The sequence below is a fragment of the Caulobacter sp. GW821-FHT10A06 genome, assembly GCF_059415805.1.
Genome location: NZ_JBWKNY010000004.1, coordinates 634,994 through 646,972 on the forward strand (window position 1 = coordinate 634,994; position 11,979 = coordinate 646,972).

At 68.3% G+C, this 11,979-nt stretch carries 11 protein-coding genes and 1 pseudogene; 7 read left to right on the forward strand and 5 right to left on the reverse strand.

Annotated features, from left to right (window positions below):
* Nucleotides 1-64: 64 nt before the first annotated feature.
* Genes pstC through phoB form a run of 5 tightly spaced genes read left to right on the forward strand, consistent with a single transcriptional unit; the run spans nt 65 to nt 5,110 of the window.
* Entirely contained in the window at nt 65-1,498 is a 1,434-nt protein-coding gene (pstC, locus tag AC07NF_RS14600; protein WP_494626952.1) for a phosphate ABC transporter permease subunit PstC, read from the forward strand.
* On the forward strand, nt 1,491-2,789 hold the full coding sequence (gene pstA / locus AC07NF_RS14605) for a phosphate ABC transporter permease PstA (RefSeq protein WP_492815662.1): 1,299 nt from the start codon (nt 1,491-1,493) through the stop codon (nt 2,787-2,789). The genes pstC and pstA overlap by 8 nt, the downstream gene beginning before the upstream one ends.
* A gap of 58 nt (nt 2,790-2,847) precedes the next feature.
* Nucleotides 2,848-3,690, forward strand: a complete 843-nt coding sequence (gene pstB, locus AC07NF_RS14610) for a phosphate ABC transporter ATP-binding protein PstB (RefSeq protein WP_492816576.1) — start codon at nt 2,848-2,850, stop codon at nt 3,688-3,690.
* 16 nt (nt 3,691-3,706) lie between these two features.
* The gene (gene phoU / locus AC07NF_RS14615; RefSeq protein ID WP_492815661.1) at nt 3,707-4,399 is read left to right on the forward strand and encodes a phosphate signaling complex protein PhoU; all 693 of its coding nucleotides are present in this window, start codon (nt 3,707-3,709) and stop codon (nt 4,397-4,399) included.
* A gap of 18 nt (nt 4,400-4,417) precedes the next feature.
* Complete coding sequence (gene phoB / locus AC07NF_RS14620; RefSeq protein WP_291871959.1) at nt 4,418-5,110, forward strand: phosphate regulon transcriptional regulator PhoB; 693 nt, start codon at nt 4,418-4,420, stop codon at nt 5,108-5,110.
* A 127-nt stretch (nt 5,111-5,237) separates the two neighbouring features.
* On the opposite strand, the gene AC07NF_RS14625 is transcribed toward phoB, so the two are convergent.
* The 4 genes from AC07NF_RS14625 to AC07NF_RS14640 all read right to left on the reverse strand — a co-directional run bounded on the left by AC07NF_RS14625 (nt 5,238) and on the right by AC07NF_RS14640 (nt 8,842).
* The gene (locus tag AC07NF_RS14625) at nt 5,238-5,603 is read right to left on the reverse strand and encodes an ankyrin repeat domain-containing protein (protein WP_494655325.1); all 366 of its coding nucleotides are present in this window, start codon (nt 5,601-5,603) and stop codon (nt 5,238-5,240) included.
* A 13-nt stretch (nt 5,604-5,616) separates the two neighbouring features.
* A complete protein-coding gene (locus AC07NF_RS14630; RefSeq protein ID WP_494626958.1) occupies nt 5,617-7,230 on the reverse strand; it encodes a PAS domain-containing sensor histidine kinase in 1,614 nt (537 codons plus the stop codon).
* A gap of 131 nt (nt 7,231-7,361) precedes the next feature.
* The gene (locus AC07NF_RS14635) at nt 7,362-8,174 is read right to left on the reverse strand and encodes a LytTR family DNA-binding domain-containing protein (RefSeq protein ID WP_494626960.1); all 813 of its coding nucleotides are present in this window, start codon (nt 8,172-8,174) and stop codon (nt 7,362-7,364) included.
* Nucleotides 8,171-8,842, reverse strand: coding sequence for a DUF2306 domain-containing protein (locus tag AC07NF_RS14640; RefSeq protein ID WP_494626963.1), 672 nt, complete (start codon nt 8,840-8,842; stop codon nt 8,171-8,173). The genes AC07NF_RS14635 and AC07NF_RS14640 overlap by 4 nt, the downstream gene beginning before the upstream one ends.
* Nucleotides 8,843-8,954: 112 nt before the next feature.
* Between AC07NF_RS14640 and purD the strand changes: the two genes are divergently transcribed.
* Nucleotides 8,955-10,235 carry a phosphoribosylamine--glycine ligase gene (purD, locus tag AC07NF_RS14645; protein ID WP_494626965.1) on the forward strand — a complete coding sequence of 427 codons (1,281 nt, stop codon included), beginning with the start codon at nt 8,955-8,957 and terminating at the stop codon, nt 10,233-10,235.
* Between the two features lie 22 nt (nt 10,236-10,257).
* Here the strand turns inward: purD and AC07NF_RS14650 are convergent.
* Nucleotides 10,258-10,666 (reverse strand): annotated as a pseudogene (locus AC07NF_RS14650) (VOC family protein).
* 228 nt (nt 10,667-10,894) lie between these two features.
* On the opposite strand from AC07NF_RS14650, the gene AC07NF_RS14655 reads away from it, so the two are divergent.
* Complete coding sequence (locus AC07NF_RS14655; protein WP_494626967.1) at nt 10,895-11,977, forward strand: phosphotransferase family protein; 1,083 nt, start codon at nt 10,895-10,897, stop codon at nt 11,975-11,977.
* Nucleotides 11,978-11,979: the final 2 nt, after the last annotated feature.

Here is an 11,979-nt window from a genome sequence, read left to right on the forward strand (position 1 = left end):
GGGCGGGGGAAGGTCAGCGATCCTGCGGGGCCTTCGACAACTCGCGACAAGATTAGCCTCACGCATGCTGACCTGGCTCTCGCTCCTCGTCCTGGCGCTGTTCTCCGGTGTGGCTTTCGCCGCCGGTCGCCGCCGCGCCGTGGCCTCCGCCGGAGGCCGCAAGCGCGTCCTCCACTCCCTGCCGGATTACTACGGGACCTATGCGGCCCTGTGGGCCGGCGTGCCGGCCGCGCTGCTGCTGCTGCTGGGCGCCGCCTTCGGTGGCCGCGTCGAGGACGCGATGCTGCAGTCCACGCGCCCCGCCGCCGTCCAGGCGCTGGAGCCGGACCGTCAGGCCGTCTTCTATAGCGACGCTCACGCGATCGCTTCGAAGCAGCCGCCGTCGGAAGTGACCTACGAAGGCGAGATCAAGGTCGCCCTCGACGCCAAGGTCGCCGAGGCCCGCCGCATCGAGACCGTGCTGAACATCGGCATGCTGGCCGGCGCCGGCGTGCTGGCCCTGGCCGGCTTCCTGCTGGCCTTCCCGCGCATCTCCACCGAATTCCGCGCCCGCAACCGGGTCGAGGGCTGGGTCAGCATCCTGCTGATCGGCTGCTCGGTCGCGGCCGTGCTGACCACCCTGGGCATCGTGCTCTCGCTGGTCTGGGAAAGCTGGCGCTTCTTCCAGAGCGTCAACCCGATCTCGTTCCTGTTCGGCACCGAATGGAGCCCGCAGATCGCCATGCGCGCCGACCAGGTCGCCTCGGCGGGCGCGTTCGGGGCCGTGCCGCTGTTCGCCGGCACCTTCCTGATCATGCTGATCGCCATGCTGGTGGCCGCGCCCGTCGGCCTCTACTCGGCGATCTACCTCTCGGAATATGCCGGCCGCGGCGTTCGCGGCGTGGTCAAGCCGCTGCTCGAGATCCTGGCCGGCGTGCCGACCGTGGTCTACGGCTTCTTCGCCGCCCTGACGGTGGGCCCGCTGTTCCGCGCCGGCTTCAACGCCATCGGCGCGGCCCTGCCGGCCGGTCCGCTGGCCACCTACCTGATGGAAGTCCAGAACCAGATGGCCCTGGTGGCCGGGGTGGTGATGGGGATCATGCTGATCCCGTTCGTCTCCTCGCTGTCGGATGACATCATCAACGCCGTGCCGCAGTCGCTCCGCGACGGCAGCTACGCGATGGGCGCCACCAAGTCCGAGACCGTCAAGAAGGTGGTCCTGCCGGCCGCCCTGCCGGGCATCATGGCCGCCATGCTGCTGGCCGTGTCCCGCGCCGTCGGCGAGACCATGATCGTGACCATGGCCGCCGGCCTGCAGGCCAAGATGACGGTCAACCCGCTCGACACCGTGACCACCGTCACCGTCCAGATCGTCACCTTGCTCACCGGCGACCAGGAGTTCGACAGCCCGAAAACGCTGTCGGCCTTCGGCCTGGGCCTCACCCTGTTCGTGGTGACCCTGACGCTGAACATCGTCGCCCTGCGCATCGTCCAGAAGTACCGGGAACAATATGACTGACGCCACCCTCGGCGCGGCCGCCCCGCGCTCCGCCGCTTCGGCAGCCATGGAAGCCCGGCTGAAGAAGCGCCACGCCGCAGAGCGGACCTTCAAGGCTCAGGGCATGGCCGCCATCATCGTGGCCCTGGTGTTCCTGGTCGTGCTGGTCGGCCGGATCGTGAGCCAAGGCTACACGACCTTCGAAACCCACACGCTGAACGTGCCGGTCTATCTGAACCCGGACCGCATCGACACGTCGGACCTCTCGGGCGTCAACTACGACTACATCGTCGCCGAGGCGGTGATGAAGAAGTTGAACATCCAGGACGACGATCTGGGCTCGGTCTCGACCAAGGTCCAGGACCTGGTGTCGCGCGACTTCGGCTTCCAGATCCTGAACAAGCTGAAGGCCGACCCCAAGCTGATCGGTCAGACGATCACCCTGACGGGTCCGCTGAAGGCGGACGCCGATCTCTACTTCAAGGGCGAGATCAAGCGCACGACCGCCGAAGGCGACCGCAAGCTGGACAACCAGCAGCTGGACTGGCTGGACAAGCTGGAAAAGACCGGCGCGGTCACCTCGGGCTTCAACTTCGCCTTCTTCACCAATTCCGACTCGACCGAGCCTGAACAGGCCGGCGTGCTGGGCGCGGTGGTCGGCTCGGCCATGATGCTGATCATCACCGCCCTGATCGCGGTGCCGGTGGGCGTGCTGGCCGCGACCTATCTGGAAGAGTTCGCCCCGAAGAACCGCTGGACGGACATCATCGAGGTCAACATCAACAACCTCGCGGCCGTGCCGTCGATCGTCTACGGCCTGCTGGGCCTGGCGCTGTTCATCAATTGGCTGAACGTGCCGCGCAGCTCGCCGCTGGTCGGCGGCCTGGTGCTGGCCCTGATGGCCCTGCCGACCGTGATCATCGCCACCCGCTCGGCGCTGAAGGCCGTGCCGCCGTCGATCCGCGAAGCCGCCCTGGGCGTCGGCGCGTCCAAGACCCAGACGGTCTTCCACCATGTGCTGCCGCTGGCCATGCCCGGCGTGATGACCGGCGCCATCCTGTCGCTGGCCCACGCCCTGGGCGAGACCGCGCCGCTGCTGATGATCGGCATGGTCTCGTTCGTGCCCGGCGTGCCGGAAGGCTTCACCGGCGCGGCCACCGTGCTGCCGGTCCAGGTGTTCATCTGGGAGAACGCTTCCGAGCGGGCCTTCCACGAACGCACCGCTGCGGCCATCATCGTCCTGCTCGTCTTCATGATCGTCATGAACGCCGCGGCCGTCATCCTGCGCCGCCGCTTCGAACGCCGCTGGTAGGTTTCACATGACCCAGATCCTGAACCCCAACGCTTCGCCCCTTCTCCGTGGACACGCCATGACCGTCCAAAGCCCCGACGACACCGCCCACACGCCGGTGATCCACACCACCGTTCCGCACGGCCACGCTTCGGCGGCGGTCGGCGAGGCCAAGATCAAGGCGCGCGACGTCAAGGTCTTCTACGGCGACAAGCAGGCGCTGTTCGATGTGAACATCGACATCCCGGGCAAGTCGGTCACCGCCTTCATCGGCCCGTCGGGCTGCGGCAAGTCGACCTTCCTGCGCTGCATCAACCGCATGAACGACACCATCCCGTCGGCTCGCGTCGAAGGCTCGATCGAGATCGACGGCAATGACGTCAATCTCAAGAGCGTCGACCCGGTGGTCCTGCGCTCGCGCGTCGGCATGGTGTTCCAGAAGCCGAACCCCTTCCCGAAGACCATCTTCGAGAACGTCGCCTACGGCCCGCGCATCCACGGCCTGGCCTCGTCCAAGGCCGACCTGGAAGCCGTCGTCGAGAGCAGCCTCAAGAAGGCCGGTCTCTGGAACGAAGTCGCCGATCGTCTGCACCAACCGGGCACCGGCCTGTCGGGCGGCCAGCAGCAGCGCCTGGTGATCGCTCGCGCGATCGCCGTGTCGCCGGAAGTGATCCTGATGGACGAGCCCTGCTCGGCCCTGGACCCGATCGCCACCGCCAAGATCGAGGAGCTGATCGACGAGCTGCGGACCCAGTTCTGCATCGTCATCGTCACCCACTCGATGGCCCAGGCCGCCCGCGTCTCGCAACGCACGGCCTTCTTCCACCTGGGCAAGCTGGTCGAGAGCGGCCCGACCGAGGAGATGTTCACCAATCCTCGCGACAGCCGCACGCAAGACTACATCACCGGCCGCTTCGGCTAAGCGGAAGGATCCCGAAATGACCGAACATACCGTCAAGTCGTACGGCGAAGAGCTGGCCCACCTGACCGCCGAAGTCACCCGCATGGGCGGCATCGCCGAGAGCCAGGTCGCCGACTGCATCGCCGCCATCGCCCGTCGTGACGCGCCGCTGGCCCAGGCCGTGGTCGCCGGCGACGAGCGCCTGGACGCCCTGCAGGGCGAGATCGAGCGCAAGGCCTTCCGCCTGATCGCGCTGCGCCAGCCGATGGCCGTGGACCTGCGCCACGCCGTCGCCGCCCTGAAGATCTCGATGAGCCTGGAACGCTGCGGCGACATGGCCAAGAACATCGGCAAGCGCGCCCTGATCCTGACCGAAGCCGATCCGATGACGGCCCTGACCCGCTCGATCGAGCGCATGGGCAAGCTGGTGCAAGGCCGTCTGAAGGACGTGCTGGACGCCTACACGACCTCGGACCTGCAACGCGCCATCGGCGTGTGGAGCCGCGACGAGGAAGTCGACGAGCACTACAACTCGATCTTCCGCGAACTGCTGACCTACATGATGGGCGATCCGCGCACGATCAACGCCTGCGCTCATCTGCTGTTCGTGGCCAAGAACCTCGAGCGCATCGGCGATCACGCCACCAACATCGCCGAGATCATCCACTTCGAGCTGACCGGCGACGAACTGGTGTCGCAGCGTCCCAAGCTCGACGTCGTGGCGCAGTAACCTAAGAGGCGACTTGAAGTGACTCCCTACGTTCTGGTGGTGGAAGACGAAGACGCCCTCGCCACCCTGCTTCACTACAACCTCGACAAGGAAGGCTACCGCGTTGGCGTGGCCGGTGATGGCGAGGAAGCCCTGATCATGGCCAATGAGCGGGCCCCTGACCTGGTCATCCTGGACTGGATGTTGCCCAAGGTCTCGGGCATCGAGGTCTGCCGCCGCCTGCGCGGCCGGGCCGAGACCCGCAACGTGCCGATCATCATGCTGACGGCGCGCGGCGAGGAAACGGACCGTATCCGGGGCCTCGACACCGGCGCCGACGACTATGTCGTTAAGCCGTTCTCGATGGTCGAGCTGACCGCCCGCGTCCGCGCGGTGCTGCGCCGCATCCGTCCGGGCCTGGCCGACGACCGCATCACGGTCGGCGACATCATCATCGACCGGGTCGCCCACCGCGTGAAGCGTGGCGGCAAGGAGATCCACCTGGGTCCGACCGAGTTCCGCCTGCTGGACTATCTGATGCAGCATCCGGGCCGGGTGTTCAGCCGCGAACAGCTGCTGGACGCCGTCTGGGGCTCGGACGTCTATGTCGAGGCCCGCACGGTCGACGTCCACATCGGCCGCCTGCGCAAGGCCCTGAACGGCAGCGCCGACGGTGATCCGATCCGCACCGTGCGTTCGGCGGGTTATTCGCTGGACCTGGACGCGGCTTAAGGCTCGGCGCCGCTCGTCTCCGTCAAAACGGGGCTCGATCAGCGGTCGATTTCAGACGAAGGCCCCGATCCTCATCCGAGGATCGGGGCCTTTTTCGATCGGAAACATCCCGCCGTGTCCGTCTCGCTCACCCCAGAATATCCAGCAGGTCGGTGTGACCCAGAAGGACGGCGAGTTGTCGTGGCGTCTCTCCGTCATCGCTGAGTTCCGTGAGCGAGGCCCCGCGTTCAATCAGCAGGATGGCTAAAGCGCGATGGCCTTCCGAGGCCGCCCAATGGAGCGCTGTCTCGCCGTCCTCGTTATGGGCATTCACATCGGCGCCCGCTTCGATCAACAGGCGGGCGGCCTCCAGGTCTCCCCAAATCGCCGCGACGTAAAGCGGAGTGCTGCCGCCTATTCCTCTCTGGTTCACGTCGCGCAGCGGAGCGTTGCAGAACTCTGCGACGTCCTCCATGCGTGCGAGGACATCAGCCACTCCGGAATAAGTTCCCATCGCTTCGGCTCGACTAAGGCGCTGCCTCTCGTTGCTCTTCCGCATGGGCCGCCATGTCAACCGCCGCGGCGATGCTCTCGAACAGCGCCGTCACGGTGATCGGCTTGGCCAGGTGCAGGTCGGCGCCGGCTTCCAGGCAGGCTTCGACCTGATGGGGCATGGCGTTGGCGGTCAGGGAGATGATCGGGATGCGCCCCGTCCCAGCGGCGGCCTCGCGCGCTCGGATGGCGCGGATCGCCGTCAGGCCATCCATGACCGGCATCTGGGTGTCCATCAGCACCACGTCGAACGGCTGGCTCGCGAAGGCCTCGACCGCGATGGCGCCGTTTTCGGCCACCACCAGGTCGGCGGTCTCGCCCAGCATCAGCTCCACCACGCGCTGGTTGGTCGGATGGTCCTCGGCCAGCAGCACCCGCAGGCGCTCGGCCGTCGGCGCCGGGGCGGGACGGCGCGCGGGGGCGGGGATCTCGGCCTGGGCCTTCTCCAGCCGGGCGGTGAAGCGGAAGGTCGCGCCGTGGCCCGGCGTCGAGTCGCAGGTGATGTCGCCGTCCATCAGCTTGGCGAAGCGCAGGGCGATGTTGAGGCCCAGGCCCGAGCCGCCGAACCGGCGGGTGATCGAGCCGTCGCCCTGGACGAAGCGTTCGAACAGGCTGGCCTGCACCTCGGGCGTGAAGCCCTCGCCGCTGTCGGCGACCTCGACGGAGAGCTCGACGCTGCCATCGACGTTTTCACGGGTGGCGGCGCGCACGGCGACCGAGCCTTCGCAGGTGAACTTGACCGCATTGCTGATCAGGTTGTTGACGATCTGGCCGATCTTCAGGGCGTCGCCGACCGCGCGCTCGTGGAAGTCGCCGGCGAAGTCGAGGCTGAAGGTCAGGCCCTTCTGGTGCGCCAGGCCCTCGAAGGTGGCGGCGGCGGCCGTCAGCCCGGCGCGCAGGTTGAACGGCGCGGGCTCCAGCTCGACCTCGCCGGCCTCGACCTTGGCCAGGTCCAGAATGTCGCTGAGCAGGGCGTTCAGCACCCGGCCCGAGCCCAGGATCACGTCCATCATCTCGCGCTGGCGGTCGGTCAGCTCGGTCTGGGCCAGCACCTGGGCCATGCCCAGCACGCCGTTCAGCGGGGTGCGGATCTCGTGGCTCATATTGGCCAGGAATTCCGACTTGGCGATGCTGGCGGCCTGGGCGCTCTCCAGCGCGGCCTCTAGGGCGGCGGCGGATTTCTTCCGCTCGGTGATGTCCTCGCTGATAATCAACAGCAGCTTCTCATCGCCCTCGCCGGGGATGCCGATCTTCTTGGTCTGCAGCCAGCGGTCGCCGTTGTGCGGGGTCTTCAGCGGCTCTTCGTCGATGACCCAGACGCGGTCGCTGTCCAGCACCTTGCGGTCCATCTCGGCGAAGAAGGCGGCCTGGTCGGCGGGGAAGAAGTCGGCGTCGTTGCGGCCGATCAGGGCCTCGCGCGGCACGCCCAGCAGTTCCTCGCCGGCGCGGTTGACCAGCACGAAGCGGCCGTCCTTGCCGTTCTTGACCACCAGCATGGCGGGCACGCTCTCGACCACGGCGTCCAGGAACGCGCGCGAGTGCAGGGCTTTGGTCGGGTGGGAAGAGCGGTCGTGTTCGTCGGCGGCCATGCGTGGCGTCGGCTTTCCTGCGGCGCTGCGGCCTTAAGGCCTTGAATGGATGCGTGAACTCAAAAACGCATAGTGCGTGGCGCGGCAGCGCTGACAAGCACCCCGGAGGCGAGCGGGACGATACGACGCAGTCAGCGGCCGAGGCGGCCCAGGACGTTCTCGCGATAGGTGCGGCTGGTCACCAGCTCGGCCCCGCTGGCCAGGATCAGCCGCCACGAGCCGTCCGACAGCGGCTGGGCCTCGCGCACATGGGCCAGGTTGACCAGGGTTGAGCGGTGGACGCGGGCGAAGAGGTGGGGGTCCAGGCGGGCCTCCAGGCTCTGCAGGGTGATGCGCAGCAGGCCCTCGCGCCCGGACCAGTGGACGACGACATAGTTGTCGGCGGCGGCGAACCACTCGACCGCCGAAGCCTCGACCGGCACCCGGCGCGAGCCGGCCATGACCATCAGCCGCTCGGGCGGCGCGGCGACGGCGCGGGCTTCGGCCAGAGCGGTCTCCAGCAGGGCGTTGCGGGCGCGGGCCTCGGCGGCCCGGCGGTGATGGACGGCGGCCAGACCGACGGCGACGATGGCGGTGTAGAGCAGGATGCAGACGGGAACTCTGCCCACGACCCGTCCGGTGAGGTTGGCGCCGCCGATGAAGGCCTGGTCGATCAGGCTCGACGCCAGCGCCTCCAGCGGTACGGCGATGATCCCGGCTAGGAACGCGGCCAGCAGTCCCTTCGGCCCGGCCCCGAACCGTCGCAGGATCAGCCACACCAGGCCCGCCGCCGGCAGCCAGGCGGCATAGACCGCGCCCTGCCAGAGCAGCGAGGTCGGCACATCCAGCACGATGCCGCGCTCGGCCGAGAATCGCCGCGCGAACCAGGCGGCGCTGACCGTGGTCGCCAGCCAGCTATAGGCGGCGAACACCCAGACCCAGGCCGAGGTCGGCGCGCGTCTCACGCGGTCAATGAGGCTCGCCGGCGCGTGGCCAGCACGACGATCCAGATCATCGCCATCGGTTGGAACAGCAGGGTCGGCCAGAGCTGGCTCCATGGCGTCGGCAGGAAGGTCAGGAAGTTGCCCGAGAAGGCGCTCATCACCGCGCCATAGGCGCTGAGCATCTTCACAAGATGCTCGTACGTCCAGAGCTCCGGCGAGAACGGCCAGTCCGTAGGCCGCATGAACCGCCACAGGTCCCAGCCGCCCATTGTGAAGGCGCCATAGACCAGGGCCATCGACACCGCGCCGTTGCGGCCGGTCTGGCCCGTGGCGACCAGGAACAGCACCCAGGCGCCGATGGCGATGACGAACAGGGTGAGGCCCCAGTCCAGCGCCGTCGCCCGCTGGCGCGGATCCAGGTCCGGCCGCTTGCGCCGCAAGACCCGCGTCCCGGAGAAGACCGTGATCGTCGCCGTCGCCGACAGGGCCGCGAAATAGGCGCTGAAGTGCAGCGCCGTCATGATCCAGGCGGCGGCCAGCAACACGCTCATCAGGACGACAAAGGTCCGCCCGGACCAGCGATGGGCGCGCGAACCCTTGCGGGTGAGGATCGGCAGCAGGCCGGCGGCGACCAGGGCGAAGCCGCAAGCGACGTGCAGGGCCAGGGCGGGGGAGAACAGCTTTTCCATGCCATGAGCCTTGGCCAGCCCCGGCCGGGGTCGCCATCGCCAAGGGGCGAATGACGGCCAGCGGGGGCGAACCGCTTGACCCGGGGGCGCGCGCACGCCACACCCCGCGCTCATGGAAAAGCTGACCATCCTCCTCGTCGGGTCCGGCGGGCGCGAGCACGCCCTGGCCTGGAAGATCGCCCAGTCGCCCCTGTGCGGCCGCCTCGTCGCCGCCCCGGGCAATCCCGGCATCGAAGCCGTCGCAGAGCTGCGGGCGGTCAAGGTCACCGACGCCGACGGTCTGGTGGCCCTGGCTCAGGAGATCGGCGCGGACCTGGTCGTCGTCGGCCCGGAATCGGCCCTGGAGGTCGGCCTGGCCGACAAGCTGGCCGTGGTCGGCATCCCCTGCTTCGGCGGCAGCCAGCGCGCCGCGCAGCTGGAGACCTCCAAGGCCTTCACCAAGGACTTCTGCCAGCGCCACGGTCTGCCGACGGCGGCCTATGGCGTGTTCGAGGACGCCGCTTCGGCCGGGACCTTCTTGGACATCCTGGACGCCCCATTCGTGATCAAGGCCGACGGCCTGGCGGCCGGCAAGGGCGTGGTCATCGCCGCGACCCGCGCCGAGGCCGACGCCGCCGTGGTCGACATGCTGGGCGGCCGCTTCGGTTCGGCCGGCGCCCGCGTGGTCATCGAGGAGTTCATGCACGGCGAGGAGGCCTCGCTGTTCGCCCTCTGCGACGGCAAGACCGCCGTGCTGTTCGGCGCGGCCCAGGACCACAAGCGCGCCTATGACGGCGACGAAGGCCCCAACACCGGCGGCATGGGCACCTATTCGCCGCCGCCCGTGCTGACCCAGGCCCTGATCGACCAGGCCTGGCGCGAGCTGATCGTTCCGACCGTCGAGGGCATGGCCGCCGAGGGCAATCCGTATGTAGGCGTGCTCTATGCGGGCCTGATGCTGACGCCCACGGGCCCCAAGCTGGTGGAGTACAACGCCCGTTTCGGCGATCCCGAGTGCCAGACCCTGATGCTGCGCCTCGAGAGCGACATCGTCCCGATCCTGCTGGCCTGCGCCAAGGGTGAGCTGGCGTCCGCCCAGCCGCCGAAGTGGCGCGAGGAAGCCGCCATCTGCGTGGTCCTGGCCGCCGAGGGTTATCCCGACGCCCCCAAGACCGGGGGCCTGATCCAGGACGCCGAGGCCGACTTCGGCAACGAAGCCGTGGTCTTCCACGCCGGCACCACCCGCGACGCCGAGGGCGCTCTGCGGGCGTCGGGCGGCCGGGTGCTGAACGTCTGCGCCCTGGGCGCGACCCTGCACGAAGCCCGCGACGTGGCCTATGCGGCGCTGGGGACGATCAGCCTGGAAGGCGGCTTCTACCGTAGCGACATCGGCTGGCGGGCGCTGAAGTCCTAAGGCCCAGCGCCCGCCGCCGGCGCTAGGTCCGGTGGGCGATTTCCACCAGGATCTCGCCGGGCGCGGTGACGTAGAAGCTGAATGCCCCACGCTGCACCGCGGCCTCGCCCACGGCGACGCCGCCTTCGCTCATGCGCCGGTGCAGGTCGCTGACCGCCGCTTCCGTCTCCAGGTGGAAGCCGATGTGGAACGGGTACGGCCAGGTCTGGGCGCCCGTGTCCTGCAACCGGCTGAGAACCAGCACCAATCCGGCGCTATCGCGCAGGATCGCGAGGCCGTTCTGGCCCAGCGTCCGCTCGTGGGTAAAACCCAGCCAGGTTTCGAAGAAGTCCCGCGTTGCGGCGATGTCGGGAACGGGCAGGTCGAGGTGGTTCAGGCGCATGGGCGCTCTCCTTGATGAGGGGCGCGGCGCACGGGGGCTTTGATAACATCGACAGGACCACAGATGCGCCGAGCCAACGGCGCGGGATTGCGCCGCCGTCTCGTCGCGGGTCCCTGCGCCGGAGGCGGGGTACAGGTTCCTCCGCGGTGCGGAGCGACCGGGCTTACCTAGGTTGGTTCCGGTCCTTGGCCCTTTTTCGACGCCGGGATTGTAGCGGGTTGCCTCCGCCGCGTCTGCCTCTAAACTCGGTTCAAACAAGCGTTGGGGAGTAGACGCCATGGCCGAAGCCGCCGAACAGTCCGCCCAGGACCTGAACTCGGGCACCAAGCCGGTCGACCCGCGCCACGCGATCGACGAAGCCAAGCTGGCGACGTGGCTGGAAGCCAATGTCGAGGGCTATGCCGGTCCGCTGGAGGTGCGCCAGTTCAAGGGCGGCCAGTCGAACCCGACCTACCAGCTGGTCACGCCGGCCAAGAAGTACGTCCTGCGTCGCAAGCCGCCGGGCAAGCTGCTGCCCAGCGCCCACGCCGTCGACCGCGAATACAAGGTGATCTCGGGCCTGAACAAGGCCGACTTCCCCGTCGCCAAGGCCTATGCCCTGTGCATGGACGAGGAGGTCATCGGCACGATCTTCTACGTCATGGACAATGTGGAAGGCCGGATCCTGTGGGACGGGACCTTGCCCGACTACCAGCCGGCCGAACGCCGGGCGATCTACGAGGCCCAGATCGACACCCTGGCGGCGCTGCACAATGTCGACTACGCCGCCGTGGGCCTGGCCGACTATGGCAAGCCGGGCAACTATTTCGCCCGCCAGATCGACCGCTGGACCAAGCAGTACAAGGCGTCCGAGACCAAGACCATCGACGAGATGGACAAGCTGATGGCGTGGCTGCCGGAGAGCTGCCCGGTCGACGACAAGACCTCGATCGTCCATGGCGACTACCGCCTGGACAATATGATCCTGCACGCCACCGAGCCGCGCGTGGTGGCGGTGCTGGACTGGGAGCTGTCGACCCTGGGCAATCCGCTGGCCGACTTCAGCTACTTCCTGATGAACTGGGTGATGCCGTCCGACCAGCGCGGCGGCCTCGCCGAGATCAAGGACCTGGAGGCCTATGGCGTGCCGACCATCCCGCAGGCGGTCGAGCGCTATTGCAAGGCCACCGGCCGCGACGGCCTGCCCGAGCTGGACTGGTATTTCAGCTACAACCTCTTCAGACTGGCCGGCATCTGCCAGGGCATTGTCGGCCGCGTCCGTGACGGCACCGCCGCCAGCGCCCATGCGCAGCTGATGGAGGCGCGCGTGCCGGTCCTGGCCAAGGGAGCCTGGGCCTTCGCGCAGAAGGCGGGGGCTTAGGC

What these genes read in the sequence shown, in the direction of transcription:
- pstC (WP_494626952.1), top strand. Translation starts at nt 65, where the DNA reads ATGCTGACCTGGCTCTCGCTCCTCGTCCTGGCGCTGTTCTCCGGTGTG.
- pstA (WP_492815662.1), top strand. Translation starts at nt 1,491, where the DNA reads ATGACTGACGCCACCCTCGGCGCGGCCGCCCCGCGCTCCGCCGCTTCG.
- pstB (WP_492816576.1), top strand. Translation starts at nt 2,848, where the DNA reads ATGACCGTCCAAAGCCCCGACGACACCGCCCACACGCCGGTGATCCAC.
- phoU (WP_492815661.1), top strand. Translation starts at nt 3,707, where the DNA reads ATGACCGAACATACCGTCAAGTCGTACGGCGAAGAGCTGGCCCACCTG.
- AC07NF_RS14625 (WP_494655325.1), bottom strand. Translation starts at nt 5,603, where the DNA reads ATGGGAACTTATTCCGGAGTGGCTGATGTCCTCGCACGCATGGAGGAC.
- AC07NF_RS14630 (WP_494626958.1), bottom strand. Translation starts at nt 7,230, where the DNA reads ATGGCCGCCGACGAACACGACCGCTCTTCCCACCCGACCAAAGCCCTG.
- AC07NF_RS14640 (WP_494626963.1), bottom strand. Translation starts at nt 8,842, where the DNA reads ATGGAAAAGCTGTTCTCCCCCGCCCTGGCCCTGCACGTCGCTTGCGGC.
- purD (WP_494626965.1), top strand. Translation starts at nt 8,955, where the DNA reads ATGGAAAAGCTGACCATCCTCCTCGTCGGGTCCGGCGGGCGCGAGCAC.
- AC07NF_RS14655 (WP_494626967.1), top strand. Translation starts at nt 10,895, where the DNA reads ATGGCCGAAGCCGCCGAACAGTCCGCCCAGGACCTGAACTCGGGCACC.